Source organism: Rhodopseudomonas sp. AAP120, assembly GCF_001295845.1.
Classification (GTDB): Bacteria; Pseudomonadota; Alphaproteobacteria; order Rhizobiales; family Xanthobacteraceae; genus Rhodopseudomonas.
The window spans coordinates 1-17510 of record NZ_LJIC01000185.1 but is presented as its reverse complement, the minus strand read 5'-3'; the positions used below and the strand labels follow the sequence as shown (position 1 = coordinate 17510).

15 protein-coding genes and 1 pseudogene are annotated in these 17510 nt (G+C 64.5%); 9 read left to right on the top strand and 7 right to left on the bottom strand.

Annotated elements, in window-relative coordinates; all coding sequences use genetic code 11:
- The first annotated feature begins 65 nt into the window (after window positions 1-65).
- From waaF to IP86_RS24975, 3 genes are all read left to right on the top strand, one after another.
- On the top strand, window positions 66-1142 hold the full coding sequence (waaF, locus tag IP86_RS24985) for a lipopolysaccharide heptosyltransferase II (protein WP_054165144.1): 1077 nt from the start codon (window positions 66-68) through the stop codon (window positions 1140-1142).
- 69 nt (window positions 1143-1211) lie between these two features.
- The gene (locus IP86_RS24980) at window positions 1212-1790 is read left to right on the top strand and encodes a D-sedoheptulose 7-phosphate isomerase (protein ID WP_054165143.1); all 579 of its coding nucleotides are present in this window, start codon (window positions 1212-1214) and stop codon (window positions 1788-1790) included.
- 1 nt (window position 1791) lies between these two features.
- The gene (locus IP86_RS24975) at window positions 1792-2337 is read left to right on the top strand and encodes a D-glycero-alpha-D-manno-heptose-1,7-bisphosphate 7-phosphatase (protein ID WP_054165142.1); all 546 of its coding nucleotides are present in this window, start codon (window positions 1792-1794) and stop codon (window positions 2335-2337) included.
- Here the strand turns inward: IP86_RS24975 and waaC are convergent, their stop codons facing one another.
- Window positions 2338-3282 carry a lipopolysaccharide heptosyltransferase I gene (gene waaC, locus IP86_RS24970; protein WP_054165141.1) on the bottom strand — a complete coding sequence of 315 codons (945 nt, stop codon included), beginning with the start codon at window positions 3280-3282 and terminating at the stop codon, window positions 2338-2340.
- A gap of 181 nt (window positions 3283-3463) precedes the next feature.
- Here waaC and galE point away from each other — a divergent pair, with 181 nt between their 5' ends.
- The 3 genes from galE (at window position 3464) to IP86_RS24955 (ending at window position 7166) form a co-directional block, all read left to right on the top strand.
- Window positions 3464-4477: a UDP-glucose 4-epimerase GalE gene (gene galE / locus IP86_RS24965; protein WP_054165140.1), complete on the top strand. Its 1014-nt coding sequence runs from the start codon at window positions 3464-3466 to the stop codon at window positions 4475-4477.
- Window positions 4478-4594: 117 nt separating this feature from the next.
- Entirely contained in the window at window positions 4595-6397 is a 1803-nt protein-coding gene (locus tag IP86_RS24960) for an ABC transporter ATP-binding protein (RefSeq protein ID WP_054165139.1), read from the top strand.
- A gap of 67 nt (window positions 6398-6464) precedes the next feature.
- Window positions 6465-7166 carry a fumarylacetoacetate hydrolase family protein gene (locus IP86_RS24955; protein WP_054165138.1) on the top strand — a complete coding sequence of 234 codons (702 nt, stop codon included), beginning with the start codon at window positions 6465-6467 and terminating at the stop codon, window positions 7164-7166.
- 287 nt (window positions 7167-7453) lie between these two features.
- Here IP86_RS24955 and IP86_RS24950 read toward each other — a convergent pair whose 3' ends face one another.
- A complete protein-coding gene (locus IP86_RS24950; protein ID WP_054165137.1) occupies window positions 7454-8314 on the bottom strand; it encodes an NAD-dependent epimerase/dehydratase family protein in 861 nt (286 codons plus the stop codon).
- A gap of 282 nt (window positions 8315-8596) precedes the next feature.
- On the opposite strand from IP86_RS24950, the gene IP86_RS24945 reads away from it, so the two are divergent.
- Complete coding sequence (locus IP86_RS24945) at window positions 8597-10729, top strand: DEAD/DEAH box helicase (RefSeq protein ID WP_054165136.1); 2133 nt, start codon at window positions 8597-8599, stop codon at window positions 10727-10729.
- Between the two features lie 155 nt (window positions 10730-10884).
- Here the strand turns inward: IP86_RS24945 and IP86_RS24940 are convergent, their stop codons facing one another.
- Together IP86_RS24940 and IP86_RS28880 are read right to left on the bottom strand one after the other, a co-directional pair.
- Window positions 10885-11091: a DUF2934 domain-containing protein gene (locus IP86_RS24940; protein ID WP_054165135.1), complete on the bottom strand. Its 207-nt coding sequence runs from the start codon at window positions 11089-11091 to the stop codon at window positions 10885-10887.
- Between the two features lie 183 nt (window positions 11092-11274).
- A pseudogene (locus tag IP86_RS28880) lies at window positions 11275-11400 on the bottom strand (LysR family transcriptional regulator); the annotation flags it as partial.
- A gap of 175 nt (window positions 11401-11575) precedes the next feature.
- On the opposite strand from IP86_RS28880, the gene IP86_RS29190 reads away from it, so the two are divergent.
- On the top strand, window positions 11576-11713 hold the full coding sequence (locus IP86_RS29190; protein ID WP_197279984.1) for a hypothetical protein: 138 nt from the start codon (window positions 11576-11578) through the stop codon (window positions 11711-11713).
- Window positions 11714-11785: 72 nt separating this feature from the next.
- On the opposite strand, the gene IP86_RS24925 is transcribed toward IP86_RS29190, so the two are convergent.
- The gene (locus tag IP86_RS24925; protein WP_054165132.1) at window positions 11786-12643 is read right to left on the bottom strand and encodes a LysR family transcriptional regulator; all 858 of its coding nucleotides are present in this window, start codon (window positions 12641-12643) and stop codon (window positions 11786-11788) included.
- 100 nt (window positions 12644-12743) lie between these two features.
- Here IP86_RS24925 and IP86_RS24920 point away from each other — a divergent pair, with 100 nt between their 5' ends.
- Window positions 12744-13121: a tautomerase family protein gene (locus tag IP86_RS24920; RefSeq protein ID WP_054165158.1), complete on the top strand. Its 378-nt coding sequence runs from the start codon at window positions 12744-12746 to the stop codon at window positions 13119-13121.
- 220 nt (window positions 13122-13341) lie between these two features.
- On the opposite strand, the gene IP86_RS28875 is transcribed toward IP86_RS24920, so the two are convergent.
- Both IP86_RS28875 and ahcY read right to left on the bottom strand, forming a co-directional pair.
- Window positions 13342-15567: an NACHT domain-containing protein gene (locus IP86_RS28875; RefSeq protein ID WP_156332618.1), complete on the bottom strand. Its 2226-nt coding sequence runs from the start codon at window positions 15565-15567 to the stop codon at window positions 13342-13344.
- A gap of 367 nt (window positions 15568-15934) precedes the next feature.
- Window positions 15935-17350 (bottom strand): adenosylhomocysteinase, encoded by a 1416-nt coding sequence (gene ahcY, locus IP86_RS24905; RefSeq protein WP_054165129.1) that lies wholly within the window; start codon window positions 17348-17350, stop codon window positions 15935-15937.
- Between the last annotated feature and the right edge of the window lie 160 nt (window positions 17351-17510).

The following is a 17510-nucleotide window of genomic DNA, read 5'->3' as shown; positions in this document are numbered from 1 at the left end:
CAAGCGCTAACCGGCAGGACCGCGTTCACCCGGGTGCCCCGTCGGCGCCTGCGCCAGATCTCGCAATGAATTACGATTCACTCAAATCCATCCTGGCCACCGCTGCCGACCGCTCGGAGACCAGCCCGGTTCTGCTGATCCCCTACATGTGGATCGGCGATTTCGTGCGGTGCCACACGGTGGTTAGGGTGCTCAAGGACCGCTGGCCGAACCGGCCGGTCGACGTATTGACCACGACGCTGTGCGCGCCGCTGGTCGACTACATGCCGGGCGTCCGCAAGGGCATCGTCTGGGACCTGCCCCGCGGCAAGCTCGCGCTCGACCAGCAGCGCGCGCTGGCGGCCCGGCTGCGGACCGAAAGCTATGGGCGGTCGCTGGTGATGCCGCGAACCTTCAAATCGACCATCGCGCCGTTTCTGGCCGGCATTCCGCAGCGCACCGGCTTCATCGGCGAAGTCCGGTTCGGGCTGCTGAACGACTGGCGGCGCGGCGAAAAAGCGCTGCCGCGGATGATCGACCGCTGCGCCGCGCTGGCGCTGCCGGCGAACATCGAGCTGCCGATGGACTGGCCGGAGCCGCAGCTGGTGGTGCCGACGCAGGACATCGCGGCGTGGCGACAGGCCAACGGCTTCGAGGGCCGGACCGCCGTCGCACTGGCGCCGGGCGCGGTCGGGCCATCGAAGCGCTGGAGCTATTATGTCGAGGCCGCCAAGGCTCTGACCGCCCGCGGGCTCGACGTCTGGGTGATCGGCGGTCCGGGTGAGACCGAAAAGGCCCGCGAGATCGTCGCGGCGGCGGGCCCGAACGCCCGCGACCTCACCGGCACCGATCTGCGCAACGGCATTCTGGGGCTGGGCGCTGCCGATCTGGTGATCTCCAACGATTCCGGCCTGCTCCACGTCTCGGCCGCCATCGGCAGCCGCACCCTCGGCATTTTCGGCCCGACCAGTGCCTGGCATTACGCGCCGCTCAATCCGATCGAAGCGGTGATCGAGACCAAGACCGACGTGCCGTGCCGCCCTTGCCACAAGCCGGTTTGCCGGATGGTCCACCACAAATGCATGCGCGACATTCCGGTCGACGACGTGATGGCCGCGGCGCAGAAGGCGCTCGATGCCGCCGGCCTCGCGCCGGCGCCGTAAGCCGCCCGCCCTTGCCCTCCCGCGGCCCTGCGCTTAACCAGTGCCGATGTTCCTGCCTTCAGGTGTGACGTGAGCCAGAACCGGATTGCCGCTCATTTCGAGAACTCGCTCGCCGCGATGACCGCGGCCGCCGGCGATGCGTCGCTACTCGCCGCGTCGCAGGCGATCGCGACCGCCGCGATCGCGGCGCTGCGCGGCGGCCGCAAGATTCTGATCGCCGGCAATGGCGGCAGCGCCGCCGATGCCCAGCACATCGCGGCGGAAATCATCGGCCGCTACAAGCAGGACCGCCCCGGCTGGCCGGCGATTGCGCTGACCACCGACACCTCGGCCCTCACCGCCATCGCCAACGACTACGGCTTCGATCGGGTCTTCGCGCGGCAGGTCGAAGGGCTCGGGCAACCCGGCGACCTATTCATCGGCATCACCACCTCCGGCCGCTCGCCCAACATCCTGGCGGCGCTCGAAGTGGCGCGCCAGCAAGGCCTCGTCACCATCGGCATGACCGGCCCGAGCGGGACGTCGATGGGCGCGCTGTGCGATCATCTGCTGATCGCGCCGGCGCCCGAAACCGCGCTGGTGCAGCAGATCCATCTGATGGCCGCGCACGCGATCTGCGACGAGATCGAATGCGCGTTGATGGCGTAGCATGAGCACGGCCGACCACGGTCCGCGCAAGCCCGCGGCGTTTCTCGACCGCGACGGCGTCATCAACTACAACGATCACTACATCGGCACGCGCGAGCGGTTTCGCTGGATGCCGGGCCTCGCCGCGGCAATCCGCCGGCTCAACGCGGCCGGCTACTACGTGTTCGTGATCACCAATCAATCCGGCGTCGCGCGCGGCATGTTCAGTGAAGACGACGTCCGCGTGCTGCATCGCTGGATGCTTGACGAACTATCCAGCCAAGGCGCCCGGATCGACGACATCCGCTATTGCCCCTATCATCCCGAAGGCAAGCTCGAGACGTATCGACGCGCGAGCGACGACCGCAAGCCGGGGCCCGGCATGATCCTCGACCTAGCTCGCGCCTGGCCGGTGGAGATGCAAGGCAGCTTCGTGATCGGCGACAGCGCCATCGACATCGAAGCCGCGCAGGCGGCCGGCATTCCGGGCTTTCTGTTCGGGGGCGGCGATATCGATGCGTTTGTGGACGACGTGCTTGGCCGAATGGCGGCGGGATCGCGCCGCTGACTAACCAAGCAGTCGCTCAGCCGCTTCGATCGCCTGCGGCGCCGACGGTGCGCCGCTCTTGCCGCCGAGCACCGTCATCGGCCCGCTGCCGACCGGGCCCGTCAGCCCAGGATCGGTCGACACGTAGATCCCGACCAGCGGCACGCGATAGGCGGCCGCGAGATGCATGAGGCCGGTGTCGACGCCCACGACCAGCGCCGCATTGGCGATCACTTCGGCGGTGAGATCGAGCCGCTGCTTCGGCAGCACGCGGCTGCCGGTGATGGCGGCGGATAGCTGTTCCGCGGTCTGCCGCTCCGGCTCGGTGCCCCAGGGCAGCACGACTTCGATGCCGCGTGCCTGCAGCCAACGGCCGATCTCGATCCAGTCCTCCGCGCGCCATTCTTTCGACGTCCGCGACGTGCCGTGCAGCAGCACCGCATAGGCGCCCTCATTCGAGCGCGGCGGCGGGATCAGACCATAGTCGATCTCGTCGGGCGACGGGTAGCCCAGCGACAGGCCCGTCAGCAGGCGATTGCGGGTCACCGCGTGCAACGTTCGCCCGACCGTGTGCGTCACGTCGTAGAACCGGGCGGCGAACGGCTCGCGGATGCTGCCTGCGTCGTAACCGTGCCGCTCGCCCTGCGCGAGACGCGCGATGATGGCGGAGCGGATCAGGCCCTGGGTATCGATCACCTTGTCGAACTCGGGCTCACGCAGGCGCGTGTTGAAATCCGCGATGTCGCGCCAGGTCGCGCGTGCGGCAAGCTTCGACCGCCATCGCCGCGTCGCGACAGGGATCACCTCGGCGATCGACGGGTGCAACCGCGCCAGTGGCGCGAACGCCTCCTCGACCACCCACGACAGTCGAAGCCCCGGAACCGCGCGCACGGCATCGGTGATCGCGGGCATCTGGTGCACCACGTCGCCGAGCGAGGAAGTCTTGATGATGAGAATGTCCGACATCGCGCCGATGGAAGCCACAAACCGGAACTCGTTACAGTTTGGCAACCATATTGTCGATTCCCCCTCTACGGCGCCGGAAAATCGGGAAGATCAGCGATCTGGCGACGACGTCCGTCTATTGTCGTCGAAAGACTGAAGCGAACTGCGCGAATGCAGCTCGTATTCTTACACGGGGGCCTCGATGACCGTGCTCGTGACCGGCGGCGCCGGCTATATTGGAAGTCACACCGTACTGGCGCTGGCCGAGGCCGGCGAGACCGTTGTGGTGATCGACAACCTGAGCACCGGATTCTCCAGCTTTCTTCCCGAAGGCGTGCCGCTGTTCATCGGGGATGCGGGTGACGAAAATCTCGTCGAGGGCGTGATCGCGTCACACCGCGTCGACGCCATCATCCATTTCGCCGGCTCGGTGATCGTGTCCGAGTCGATGCGCGATCCGCTCGCCTACTATCGCAACAACACCATGACGTCACGTAACCTGCTGAACGCGGCGGTGACGCGCGGCGTGCGCAATTTCATCTTCTCGTCGACAGCAGCTGTTTATGGAAACCCCGATCGCATTCCGGTCGCCGAGGAGGCGCCGACGCGGCCGCTGTCGCCCTATGGCTGTTCCAAGCTGATGGCCGAGATCATGCTGCACGATTGCGCCGCGGCCTACGGCATGAACTACGTAGCGCTCCGCTACTTCAACGTCGCCGGCGCCGATCCGCAGGCACGCATCGGCCTCGCCACCGCGGGCGCCACGCATCTGTTGAAGATCGCCGTCGAGGCCGCGACCGGCCAGCGCTCCAAGGTCGAAGTGTTCGGCACCGACTATCCGACGCCGGACGGCAGCTGTATCCGCGACTTCATCCACGTCACCGATCTGGCGCAGGCGCACGTCGCGGCGCTGCACTATCTGCGGCAGGGCGGCTCGCCGATCACGCTGAATTGCGGCTATGGCCGCGGCTATTCGGTGCTCGAGACGCTGGAGGCGGTGCGGCGCGTCGCCGGCCGCAATTTCGCCGTCACGACCGCGGCGCGGCGGCCGGGCGACATCGTTGCGATGGTGGCCGACACCCGCCGGATTCGGGCCACGCTCGATTGGACGCCGCGCTACGATGACCTCGACACCATCGCGGCACATGCCCTCGGGTGGGAGCGCAAACTCCTGACCCAAGGCCAAGCCCCTGAACTTCAAGCGATTTCAGCCTAGAACCGGCTGCCGCCGGCAGCTTTGGCTTGAAAACCCCGGCCATCGGGGGCAAGGAGGCGGCCAGACGCACGCCAGCCCGACGCGCGCGACCAGATCGACGCCGTCGATGGAACGCGGATGACCGACGCCCCACGCAAGATTACCGATGATCCTTACGGCGCCGCCCAATTGGTGCGCCGTCTGGTGATGGAACAGGCTTCGGTCTATTGGCGCCGCTATCTGCTGGCCTTTGTGCTGATGGCGATCGCCGCGGGCGCCACCGCCCTCTCCGCCTATCTGCTCGGCCAGGTGATCAATCAGGCCTATGTCGACCGCAACCTGACTGGGATCGTCGTGCTGTCGCTGGTCAGCCTCGCGATCTTCACCATCAAGGGCGTGGCGACCTACGGTCAATCCGTGATCCTGACGCAGATCAAGAACGCGATCCTCGCCAACAATCAGCGCCGGCTGTTCGACAAGCTGATGCACGAGAATCTCGGCTTCTACGCGCAGCGGCACTCCTCGGAATTTCTCGCGCGCCTCACCTCCGGCGCCAATTCGGTCACGGAGGTGCTGAACCTGCTGATCAATGCGATCGGCCGCGATCTCTTGTCGCTGATCGGCCTCGTCATCGTGATGGTGACGCAGGATCCGTTCATGGCGCTGTTCGGCCTCTTGATTGCGCCGCCGGCGGTGCTGGTGCTGCGCAAGCTGGTCCGGCGCGTCAAGGGACTCGCTTACTCCCAGTTCGCCGGCAACGCCGAAATCCTGGAAACGATGCAGGAATCGCTGCAGGGCATCCGTACCGTCAAGGCGTTCTCGCTCGAACAGACGATGCGCGACCGGATCGGCGCCAGCATCGAAGCGGTGCGCAAGAACGCCGACAAGATGGCGCGGGTGTCGAACCGCTCCAGCCCGCTGATGGAAACGCTCGGCGGCTTCGCGGTGGCCGGCTCGCTGATGTATGGCGGCTACCGCGTGGTGGCGATGGGCGCGACGCCGGGACAGTTCTTCTCCTTCCTCACCGCCTTCCTGCTCGCCTATGAGCCGGCGAAGCGTCTGGCGCGGCTCAATATCGACCTCAACAGCGGCCTCGTCGGCGCCCGCATGCTGCTGGAGATCGTCGACAGCCCGCAGAGCGAGCCGGACGACAGCCACAAGCCGGCGCTGGCGCTGACCGAGGCGCGCGTCGAATTCGACGCCGTGCGCTTTGCCTATCGGGCCGACGAGCCGGTGCTGAAGGCGATGAGCTTCGTCGCCGAGCCGGGCAAAATGACCGCGCTGGTGGGGCCGTCCGGCGGCGGCAAATCCACCGTGCTGGCACTGCTGCTGCGGTTCTACGAACCCTCCGCGGGCGACATCCGGATCGACGGTCAGTCGATCTCGGCGGTGTCGCGCAACTCGCTGCGGCAACAGACCGCCTATGTGGGCCAGGACGTCTATCTGTTCCGCGACACCATCCGCGCCAACATCGCGTTCGGCAAGATCGGCGCCGGCGAGGACGAGATCGTCGCCGCCGCCAAGGCCGCGCATGCGCACGACTTCATCATGGGCTTTCCGCTCGGCTACGACACGCCGGTCGGCGAACACGGCGCGCAACTCTCGGGCGGCCAGCGCCAGCGCATCGCCGTCGCCCGCGCGTTGCTACGCAACGCCCCGATCGTGCTGCTCGACGAGGCCACCGCAGCGCTCGACTCCGAGTCGGAGAAGCTTGTGCAGGAAGCGATCGAACGGCTCTGCCACAACCGCACCACCATCGTGATCGCGCATCGGCTGCACACCATCATGCATGCCGATTCGATCGTCGTGGTCGAAGCTGGCGAAATCGTCGAACAGGGCCGGCACGACGACCTGCTGCGTCGTGGCGGCCGCTACGCGTCGTTCTTCCGCCTGCAGCAGCGCCACACCGCGCCGCTGGCCGTGGTCGACACCGCCGTCTAGACTGCACCATCGTCTTCCCGCGCCTTCCGCCCTCCGATCCCGCCTCCATGCTGCGAGAGTGAAACTCATGACCACTGCATCTTCCGTGATCGCCGCGCTGCCGCAGCCTGCCCTCGCCGTCCAGGGTGATAGCAGGACCTTTCCGGTGCGCCGGATCTGGTGCGTCGGCCGCAACTATCTCGAGCACATCCGCGAGCTCGGCAATGACGAGCGCAACCCGCCCTTCTTCTTCGCCAAGCACGCCGACATGATCGCGCCCGACGGCGCGACGATCCCGTATCCGACGCTCACCAAGGACATGCAGCACGAGGTCGAGCTGGTGGTCGCGCTGAAGAGTGGCGGCCTCAACATTCCTGCCGACAAGGCGCTCGATCACGTCTGGGGCTACGGCGTCGGCATTGATCTGACGCGGCGTGATCTGCAGACCATCTCGCGTAAGAAGGAGCAGCCTTGGGAGATCGGCAAGTCGTTCGATCTCTCCGCGCCGTGCGGCGCGCTGCGCCCGGCCTCCGAGATCGGCCACCCGGCGAGCGGCAAGATCTGGCTGTCGGTCAACGGCACCGAGCGGCAGAAAGGCGATCTGTCGGAGATGATCTGGAACGTCGCCGAGATCATCGCGAAGCTGTCGCTGCAGGTCGCAGTCGGCGCCGGCGATATCATCATGACCGGCACGCCCGCCGGTGTCGCCGCGCTGCAGCCGGGCGACCGAGTCGAATGCGGCGTCGACGGCGTCGGCACGCTCGCGATCTCGATCGGCCAGCCCGCCTGATCCGCTTTCGCCGCGTCAGCCCTGCATCTGGAATAACTCGACAATGGTCGAAATCGACCATTGCGGGGGTGGCGTTAGTATTTGGTTAAGCATAACACCTGAGGATCATACGAGGCTGCTTGGGGCGCACGTCATGGTCTCTGATCTCAGGCGATTTGTCATGCTGTCGGTCGCGATGGCTCTGTTTCTCGCTGCGGCGCAGGCGTCGGCTGGACTGTCCTGGCGCGACGGCGCTGCCGCGCCCATTGCGACGATCGCTGCCGTCCGCTAGCCGCGGATTCGCCGACTCATCCGACGCGAGCTTGCTTGAACTGCGGATAGAACCGGCGCGGCTGCCAGCCGATCTCGGTGGCGGCGGGCGCAAGGTCGAAGGTCATGTCCTTTGCCATCCGGGTCGCCATGGTCGCCGACAGGCCGGGAAGCACACGGACGGCGAGCGGCAGGGCCAGACGCCAGGCCCAGTCCGGCACCGGCACAATGAGTCGCGGCAGGCCCAGCCCATCGAAAATCCGGCCGACCATCTCGCGATAGCTCAACGTTTCGCCGCCCGGCAGGTCGTAGACCTTGCCGGCACAGGAGGGGCGCTCCGCCGCAGCGATCGCCGCCGACGCGAGGTCGTCGGCGTGCACCGGCTGGCGCAGCCCCTCGCCACCGCCCATCAGCGGAAAGAAGCGGAAGCGGCGGATCAGGCCGGCGATACGGCTGACATTGCCATCGCGGCCTTCGAGATAGATCAGCGTCGGCCGCAGCACGGTCCAGGCGACACCGCCGGCGCGACAGGCCTCGATCGCCCGAGCCTCGTCGGCGCCCCAGCGCCGGATTGCGGCGCGTTCGTCCGGATCGGGCGAATTCCATTTGGTGGCGATGCTGGTGGAGGTGAACACCACCAGCCGGGTCATGCCGGCTTTGGCGAGAGCCGGCACCGCGTCGGCGACGAGCCCGACCGGTGCCGTCGCATACACCACGCCGAGCGGCGGCAGCGCCGCGCGTCCGAGATCGGCAAGATCGGCGGCGAGCCACGTGACGCCGTCCTGCGCCGCCTGCGGCTGGCGCGACAGCCCGACCGGCTGGGCGCCATCGGCCGCCAGCCGTCGCAAGATCGCGCCGCCCACCATGCCGGTCGCACCGATCACCAGCGGCTGCGTCATCGCAGGTCTCCGGGTAAACGGCGCACGAGGACTGCAAGGGGCGATACGATCCGGTTCATCGTCGCTGCATAGCAGGATCCGCCGCATAAGTCCGCCGCCGGCCGGCCTTCAGAGCCGCCGATGTCGCCGTCGGCGTTGCGAGGGTGGCACTTTTGCCGGTGTTGCTGTAAATGGTCCCGACCTCCCGTCAGCGTCAGGCCCCGTCGGCCGCGGATTGTCACGGCTCGGATCGAGCCGTCGGGATTTCCCATTCGGCGTCATCGCCCAGAAGGTTGCCTGCCCGTGCCATTCTCGTCTTCTCCGCCGCCGCTCGCGCGAGCTCTGGCGGCCCGCAATTATTCCGAAGCGACGCCGGTGCAGAGCGCCGTGCTGGCGCCGGACGCCGCCGGGCGCGACCTGCTGGTGTCGGCCCAGACCGGCTCCGGCAAGACCGTGGCCTACGGCCTCGCGATCGCCCGCGACCTGCTCGGCGATTCCGAACGGTTCGAGCGGGCCGGCGCGCCGCTGGCGCTGATCGTGGCGCCGACCCGCGAACTGGCGCTGCAGGTGCACCGCGAACTCGGCTGGCTGTATGGCGAGGCCGGCGCCCGCGTCGTCTCCTGCGTCGGCGGCATGGACCCGCGCCGCGAGCAGCGCGAGCTGGAGGCCGGCGCGCACATCGTGGTCGGCACGCCGGGCCGGCTGTGCGATCATCTCCGCCGCCACCGGCTCGACGTCTCGCAGCTGAAAGCCGTGGTGCTCGACGAGGCCGACGAGATGCTCGATCTCGGCTTCCGCGAGGACATGGAGTTCATCCTCAAGACCACGCCGGAAACCCGCCGCACCCTGCTGTTCTCGGCGACGCTGCCGCGCACCATCATCACGCTGGCCAAGACCTATCAGCAGGATGCGTTCCGCATCGAAGTCGCCAGCCGCGACGGCGGTCACGCCGATATCGAATATCGGGCGGTGCGGATCGCGCCGAGCGATGTCGAGCACGCGGTGGTCAACACGCTGCGCTATGTCGAATCGCCGACCGCGATCGTGTTCTGCGCGACGCGCAGCGGCGTGACGCATCTGACCACGGCGCTGCTCGAGCGCGGCTTCTCGGTGGTGGCGCTGTCGGGCGAGCTCACCCAGAACGAACGCACCAATGCACTGAACGCGTTGCGCGACGGCCGCGCCCGCGTCTGTGTCGCCACCGACGTCGCGGCGCGCGGCATCGACCTGCCCAATCTCGGCCTCGTCATCCACGCCGATCTGCCGAACGATCCGGAAGTGATGCAGCATCGCTCCGGCCGCACCGGGCGCGCCGGCAAGAAGGGCATCAGCGTGTTGTTAGTTCCGCCGGCGCGGCGGCGGCGCGCCGAGACGCTGCTCAACCTCGCCGGCATCGACGCGGTGTGGGGCACCGCGCCGCAGGCCGAGGAGATCCGCGCGCTCGATCAGCAGCGCATGCTGCAGGACGAACTGTTCACCGAAGAAGCGAGCGCCGACGATCAGGCATTGGCGCAGACGCTGCTCGCCGAGCGCAGCGCCGAGCAGATCGCGGTCGCGCTGGCGCGCCTCTATCGCGCGCGGCTGCCGGCGCCGGAGGACATCCTCGATCCGGGCGAACGGCCCGCGCGTGGCCGCGACGAGCGGGCTGCACGTCCTTCGCGCGACGACCGCGATGGCCCGCGTGACAAAGCTCCGCGGCCGCGCTCGGCGAAAGCCGGCGACAAACACAGCATGGCCGATGGCGTGTGGTTTCGCGCCGCGATCGGCAAGCGCAAGAACGCCGAGGCGCGCTGGCTGCTGCCGATGATCTGCCGCCGCGGCGGCATCACCCGGCAGGACATCGGTGCGATCCGCATTCTCGACACCACCACGGAGTTCGAGATCTCGGCGGCCGCCGCGGTCGATTTCGCCGCACAGATCAAGCGCCCCGACAAGGACGACAACATCCGCATCGAGCCGCTGATCGGCGCCAAGCCGATCGAGGAGCGCGCCGAGCGCCCGGCGAAGACCCCGCACGAGGCGAAGCCGCCCTACGAGCGTAAGTCCGAACGCGAAACGCGGCGGAGCAAGCGACCGGACTCCTGGTCGCCCATGGCCGATGCGACCCTGGACGATCCGCGGCGCGACAGCCGCGGCGACGAGCGGCCGCGCAACAAGAACTACGACGATCAGCGCCCTCCGCGCGGCAAGGACGGCGCGTTCAAGGATGCGTCGTTCGGCAAGGGCGGTTTCAAGAAGAAGCCCTTCGACAATGACGGCCGCAAGCCCAATCGGGATGCCGAGGGCTACAAGCCCAGCGGCATGAAGACCGACGGCTTCAAGAAGAAGCCCAAATCGCGCGACGACAAGCCCGCCTATGTCAGCAAGGCCCGCCGTGCCGATCCCTCGGCCAAGAGCCCGGCCTTCAAGAAGAAGAACAAGAAGTTCCGCGGCTGAACGCGAGCTAGTTGGATACTACGTCATTGCCGGGCTTGACCCGGCAATCCATCCGCTTCGCAACATGCCTCGCGTCACGAGATGCCATCATTCAACGCGCTGACGCGCGCGGTGGATGCGCGGGTCAAGCCCGCGCATGATAGCGGCGCGTAAGCTCACGCCGCCTTGCGCTTGCGCGGCGAGGTCTTCTTCGCGGCCTTCTTCGGCGCGGCCGGGGTGACGGTGGCGATCTGCGACAGCGACTGCGCCAGCAGTTCGCGCTGCGCGCTCAGCCAGAACGCATCGGCATTGCCCTCGGGGCGGCCGGCTTCGTTCCACATATGATAGGCGCGCTCGCGGATCGCTTGGTCCATATCCTGCATCGGAAACTCCTGTTGCGTTGCGGCGACGATGAACGGACACGGTTAAGAAATCGCCACTACGCATCCGGCGCAGCACGGGAACTAATCGCGTATCAAATGATCTTCGATCACCGCCAAGCCGCCGCGCAGCCGCGCAACCGCCGCTGGTTTGACGGCGCGTGCCGCCTGGCGGCTTTGCCGGCGCCCTCGCCCATTCTCGACCAGATAGTCGACGAACACCCGGATGCGCGCCGGCATGTTGGCGCCGCCGACGAACACCGCATGGAAGATCTCCTTGTCGCCCGGGTTGAACGCTTCGAGCAACGGCATCTTCTGGAGGCGAAGCGCAGTCCGTGACGGCCCATGCGAAATCGATGGATCGCCGGACGCAACAGGCGCACGGTGGAATGACCGAGGCCGAGCGCGGCAGTGAGTCGCCCACGTGGCGCAGCGCCCCGCGATCGCCACAAGTCCTTTCCGCGTCCACATCCAGCAGGAGACCACGATGGCCAAAGGCGAACAGAAGAGTAATCGCGAAGCCAAGAAACCCAAGAAAGAAAAAGTCAAAACCATCGCCGCCGCGCCGAGCCAGAAGCCCGGCAACTGGCAACCGACCCAGGGAGGTACCGGGAAGAAGAAGTAACGCGTCTTACGCACGCCATTTCCGGGCGGCGTTCGGCAAAGCCGGCCCCCGCGCGCGTTCGCGCGCCGGCGATCAGCCCCTCACCGCTTGCTTGTAAGCAGCGGCGAGCGCCGCGATCGCATCGCGGCCGGAACTTTGCTTGACCCGGCTGTGCAGCACGATCGGCAGCAGCGGCAGCTCGGGCAGCCCGAGGCGCGGCCCGACATCGACCGCATCCATCGGCAGCATGCGCGGCGACAGCGCCGCGACGCCGAGGCCGGCCATCACCGCCGCCGCCACCGCCAGCACGCCGCCGCCGACGAAGACTTCAGCATAAGGCGCGCCGTGCCGCTCCAGCAGCTGCACCGCCAGCGCGCGCACACCGCAGGGCTCGCCCATGGTGACGATCGGCAGCGGCGCGCTGGCGCGGGACTGCCAGGCGGGCGCGGCGAACCAGCCGAACCGCTCGTTCACCACCACCCTGCCGTCGCGGCGCTCGCCGTGCAGGCGCAGCAGGACGGCGTCGAGTTCGCGCCGGTCGAAGCTCTGCAGCAATTCGCCCGACGAGCCGACGCGCACGGCGATCGCCTGCGCCTGATCGCGCGCGTTCATCCGCGCGATCAGGCCGGGCAGCTCCGGGCCGGCGACATGATCGCTGATGCCGAGCGTCAAGCGCTGTGGCGCCGCGCCAAAAGCCTGCATCGCCCGGTCGTGCGCCTCCAAGAGCGCGCGGGCGTGGCCGAGGAAATCGGCGCCGTGCGCGGAGAGTTGCACGGAGCGCGGCGTCCGCTCCACCAGCCGGCGGCCGAGCCGCGCCTCCAGGCGCTTCAACTTGAGGCTGACTGCTGCCTGCGTGGTCTCGAGCGCCTCGGCGGCGCGCGTGAAGCTACCGTGCTCGACGATGAGCACGAACGCCCGGACGGCATCGAGATCGAGGGCCGTACTCATCATTTCGATTCGTTATCGCTGAAATGTCCGGCAACTGCTTCCCAGAATAGATCGCCGCCGTCTAGCGTCAAGCTCGATGCAGCCTTCGCCCAAGGAGCCCGCCATGCCGCGCCTCAATGTCTCGATGCTCGCTGGAAAGCCCGACGCCTATCGCACCGCCATCCTCGACAATCTCTACCGCGCACTACGCGAGACGCTGGGCGTGCCCGACGACGATCAGTTCATCACGTTGACCGAACACGCGCCCGCCAACTTCCGCTTCGGCAACGCCTACGGCATCACCCGCAGCGCCGACCTCGTCTACATCCAGATCACCGTCTTCGACACCCGCACCCCCGAGCAGAAAAAGGCGCTGTATCGGCGGATCGCCGAGCTGCTGGCGGAGAGCCCGGGACTGCGGCCGGAGGATGTGTTCATCAATGTGTACGACGCGCCGGCGGTGAATTGGTCGGTGGGCGGGGGCGTGGCGCAGTTTGGGTGAGAGGGGGCGACGATCTTGGTGTCTTACCGTCAAAGACTAGCTTGCAGGCATGGACGATGGAGGCCGCTATGGCCGTGCTGACGACCCCTAACATCGACGATGCAATCGAAAGGCAGTGCAATCGTAGGGCGGGTTAGCCGAAGGCGTAACCCGCCGAACATCAGCAGGGCTTGTGTCGACCTAGCGGCGGATTACGCTGCGCTAATCCGCCCTACGAGCTTCAAAGCTGGCTCACTTCTATCCAAATTGGGTCTTCACTACTACCGAGTTCGTCGAGAATCTTCTGCATTCTCCTCGTCTGAGATCGAACCGGAGTGTAGACAGTACCCTCACTACCTCGGAAGGACTCAAGCAGCCCTTCTCGCGACAGGATATTGATAATCTTCGTTGAGGTACTCTTAGACGCAAACGTCGAAAGCCCCCGGAGAAGCGCCTCCTCTTTCCGACCCGCACCTTTCTGAAAGAAAGTCTTGCGTATAATCGTAACGAGGATCTCCTGAGCAGGCTTCAACCCGATTCTTCGGATACGCGAGATGCTTTCAACAGAATCAAAATGATCAGCGTCGGCTTTGACCCAATTTGGGAGAGCTGCTGCTGACGCTAAGCCCGCCACCCTCGAAACAAGACAGTTGCTAATACTTGAATTACTCCACCCGCTTGCCGGAAATTTTAGCTCCCCTATTACGCTATCTCGAATCTTTAGGTTCGAGACTGCCCGCTCGGACAATGTAAGAGAGATAAAATTTCCATCGAAAAGTTCAAAGTTTTCAAAGTCAAATGGCTCTGCGTTACTCCGGACGAGTGAAGCGATTACGTCACTCGCAAGTACAACATTCCCCTCTTCAAAAGCCCTTCTCGCAATAGACAATTTTGTCTTATCCCCAAGTCTTGGGTCCTGCGAGAGTACCCTTTGCCCAAGGTCACCCAAAGGATTCGTCCACTTAGAAGAGCAGATCGCTTGAATTGCGCTCTCTCCACCGATCGCAGAATTAGCAACGTCTCGCGCCCTTAATCCATCCAAAATATAGATGTCTACAAATTGCCTATCGTTCGATTCCGCGCTAATCCGACCGAGACTTGGAAGGCGTTGGAGCATTGCCGAAGCTTCTTCCACCGGCGCCGCCCCAGTGGCAAACTCAAAGGCCACTTGAAGCTCATGCAACGAAATCGGCCCAACGTTTGCATTCTTTGATCTGGTCAACCTGGCAAGATGAACAAACATCCGATAAATCGTATCAGGATCAAAGGAGATATGGATGCTAGCATCGCGTCTACAGAGCACGAGAATAAAGTGATTCCAAAACTCTATCTCATTTCCTTCTTCGCCGAACATTGCATCAAACTGATCCGACGCCAAATCGCTGATAGTTTGGCAAATTAGCGGCCGTCTGGGTAACCACTCAGGAATATCAGCCTCAATGTTGAGATTGCTGAAGTACTCCAAAAGCTCGGTGTCACTAAATTCATTCTTAGCGCGGATTACCACCAAATCCTTCGGTGACGCACCTAGCGCAGAAAGCATCTCTTCCGTATTAGAAAAATAATGCTCTCGACCCGCGACAAGCGTCCCGCTTCGGTTAGAAACAACGATGTCTTTGACACCTTCCAGCGATTTGGCGCGAATGACCTTAAGGCGAGCATCGTCATTGCTCCAAGCCTGAGACCCAATTTCATCAAAGCCGTCCAGCAACAGAACCATAGAGCCAGCGTTGAAAGCCTTAATAGCCATCGACTGGAGGTTATCAAGTCCGAGATCATGGAAATGGCGCCTAATAATTTCCCCCTTTTCGCCCAGGCCCCATGACTTCCTTAGGTCGACAGCCACCGGATAACAGAAGCTTTCGTCCGCGTCCGCACTCAGGATGCGAAAAACCTCCCTGATGCATCGACTTTTTCCGCTTCCATACTCCCCAAGAAGTACAACGGTCTTCCCATCACGAAGAAAGTTGGCGATGTCGGCAGAACCAGCGTCGGTCTTTCTGCCTTCAACTAGGTATCTAACTGGGACGTACTTTGTCTCATCAGACAATCCCGTGAGCGGATTAACAGCACTTCCAAAGGTTGAAGCATCGCGAGCGACTCGGTACGAGGAAAAATCGAAAAACATCTTCGTGAAATCATCAATCGACAATACTCTGATGTTTTGCTCAACGCCTGCGTCGACCATCCCGGGAGTAGGGGTACCGTTGATCACGCAGAAACACCGAGCAAGAATGCCTTTTCCAAATGCCGAGTTCTTAGCAGTCTGAAGTTTGATGACGTCTTCTCTGACCTTTGCGATGGTTCGATTCTCGGTCATTTCAATGAAACAGTGAATTTCGCTGTCCAAGACCACTACGCCGTCTAAATTTACACCTCCTACACGCTTAGGAGTACAGGGGCGCCCCCAGATATGGCTGGCGATATCGCGGACGCGATCTTCAAATGATGCCCACTGCTTCTTCATCTCTAGAGTTCACTCACTTGATTTCGTTGGAATCGCAGCGATTGCAATCTGTGCCATTCTGTAACTACCGCGGGAAAGGCGCAAGAACTCGGATTGCATTTTCTCAACAGCGGATGAAGCGAAGCGCAATACGGAAGCTGCTGCTTTGAACGACATGTTGGCAAACGCCCATGCGCCTTATCCAAGGTACGGCGAGTTGTGTTTGCAACAGCAAAAAGCCCCGGAGCATCGCTCCGGGGCTTCGTTGTTTCCGATGGATGGCGGGCCTTCGCCTAAGGCTTCGGCCACGCAGGCCGGGTCAAGCCCGGCCATGACGTCCTGAACAAGTAGCAGCGGCCGCACGCAGCGACCGCCCCGCCCTCCCCCATCAATACCGATAATGATCCGCCTTGAACGGGCCCTCGACCTTGACGCCGATGTAGTCGGCCTGGTCCTTGCGCAGCTCGGTGAGCTTGACGCCGATCTTGGCGAGGTGGAGGCGGGCGACTTTTTCGTCGAGGCTCTTCGGCAGCACGTAGACCTTCTTGTCGTACTTGCCGTCCTTGTTGTTGGCGAACAGTTCGATCTGCGCCAGCGTCTGGTTGGTGAACGACGCCGACATCACGAAGGACGGATGGCCGGTGGCGTTGCCGAGGTTGACGAGGCGGCCTTCCGACAGCAGCACGATGCGCTTGCCGTCCGGGAAGGTGATCTCGTCGACCTGCGGCTTGATGTTGTCCCACTTCATGTTCTTCAGGGTGGCGACCTGAATCTCGTTGTCGAAGTGGCCGATGTTGCAGACGATGGCTCGATCCTTCATCGCGCGCATGTGCTCGATGGTGATGATGTCCTTGTTGCCGGTGGCGGTGACGAAGATGTCGGCGATCGGCGCCGCGTCTTCCATGGTCACGACCTGATAGCCTTCCATAGCCGCCTGCAGCGCGCAGATCGGATCGACTTCCGACACCATGACGCGGGCGCCGGCCTGGCGCAGCGACGCCGCCGAACCTTTGCCGACGTCGCCGAAGCCGGCGACCATCGCGACCTTGCCGGACATCATCACGTCGGTGCCGCGGCGGATGCCGTCGACCAGCGATTCACGGCAGCCATAGAGGTTGTCGAACTTCGACTTGGTCACCGAGTCGTTGACGTTGATGGCGGGCCACAGCAGCGTGCCGGCCTTCTCCATGTCGTACAGGCGATGCACGCCCGTGGTGGTCTCTTCCGACACGCCCTTGATGTTCTTGGCGAGCGTCGCGAAGTAGCCCTTCGGCTTTTCCTTGAGGATGCGCTTGATCAGCGCGAAGAACACTTCTTCCTCTTCGCTGTTGTGCTGATCGAGGAACATCGCGTCGCCGTTCTCGGCGCGCAGGCCGAGATGCACGAACATGGTGGCGTCGCCGCCGTCGTCGAGGATCATGTTCGGGGTGCCGCCGTCGTGCCAGTCGAACAGCTTGGCGGTGTAGTCCCAGTAATCCTTCAGCGTCTCGCCCTTGATGGCGAACACCGGAATGCCCGCAGCGGCGATCGCGGCGGCGGCGTGATCCTGGGTCGAGTAGATGTTGCACGACACCCAGCGCACCTCGGCGCCGAGCGCCACCAGCGTCTCGATCAGCACCGCGGTCTGGATCGTCATGTGCAGCGAGCCGGCGATCCGCGCGCCCTTCAGCGGCTGCTTCGGGCCGTATTCCTCGCGGGTCGCCATCAGGCCGGGCATTTCGGTCTCGGCCAGCGAGATCTCCTTGCGGCCGAACTCGGCGAGGCCGATGTCCTTGACGATGTAGTCGGTGAACTTGGCGGTCATGCGGATGGGTTTCCTGATGTCTGTGTCAGTCGAACTGATCACTACGAACTGAATCGGGCAGTTTGAGGCGCTGCGTTGGCACTCCTCTCCCCGCTCGCGGGGAGAGGGGTGGGGTGAGGGGGCGTCACCGCGAGGCCGAGAGGCTCGGCTGAGCTGATAC

Coding starts and splice junctions, on each gene's coding strand:
- IP86_RS24975 (WP_054165142.1), top strand. CDS start 1,792: ATGAGCACGGCCGACCACGGTCCGCGCAAGCCCGCGGCGTTTCTCGAC.
- IP86_RS24955 (WP_054165138.1), top strand. CDS start 6,465: ATGACCACTGCATCTTCCGTGATCGCCGCGCTGCCGCAGCCTGCCCTC.
- waaF (WP_054165144.1), top strand. CDS start 66: ATGAATTACGATTCACTCAAATCCATCCTGGCCACCGCTGCCGACCGC.
- ahcY (WP_054165129.1), bottom strand. CDS start 17,350: ATGACCGCCAAGTTCACCGACTACATCGTCAAGGACATCGGCCTCGCC.
- waaC (WP_054165141.1), bottom strand. CDS start 3,282: ATGTCGGACATTCTCATCATCAAGACTTCCTCGCTCGGCGACGTGGTG.
- galE (WP_054165140.1), top strand. CDS start 3,464: ATGACCGTGCTCGTGACCGGCGGCGCCGGCTATATTGGAAGTCACACC.
- IP86_RS28875 (WP_156332618.1), bottom strand. CDS start 15,567: ATGAAGAAGCAGTGGGCATCATTTGAAGATCGCGTCCGCGATATCGCC.
- IP86_RS24960 (WP_054165139.1), top strand. CDS start 4,595: ATGACCGACGCCCCACGCAAGATTACCGATGATCCTTACGGCGCCGCC.
- IP86_RS24920 (WP_054165158.1), top strand. CDS start 12,744: ATGCCGCGCCTCAATGTCTCGATGCTCGCTGGAAAGCCCGACGCCTAT.
- IP86_RS24950 (WP_054165137.1), bottom strand. CDS start 8,314: ATGACGCAGCCGCTGGTGATCGGTGCGACCGGCATGGTGGGCGGCGCG.
- IP86_RS29190 (WP_197279984.1), top strand. CDS start 11,576: ATGGCCAAAGGCGAACAGAAGAGTAATCGCGAAGCCAAGAAACCCAAG.
- IP86_RS24940 (WP_054165135.1), bottom strand. CDS start 11,091: ATGCAGGATATGGACCAAGCGATCCGCGAGCGCGCCTATCATATGTGG.
- IP86_RS24925 (WP_054165132.1), bottom strand. CDS start 12,643: ATGATGAGTACGGCCCTCGATCTCGATGCCGTCCGGGCGTTCGTGCTC.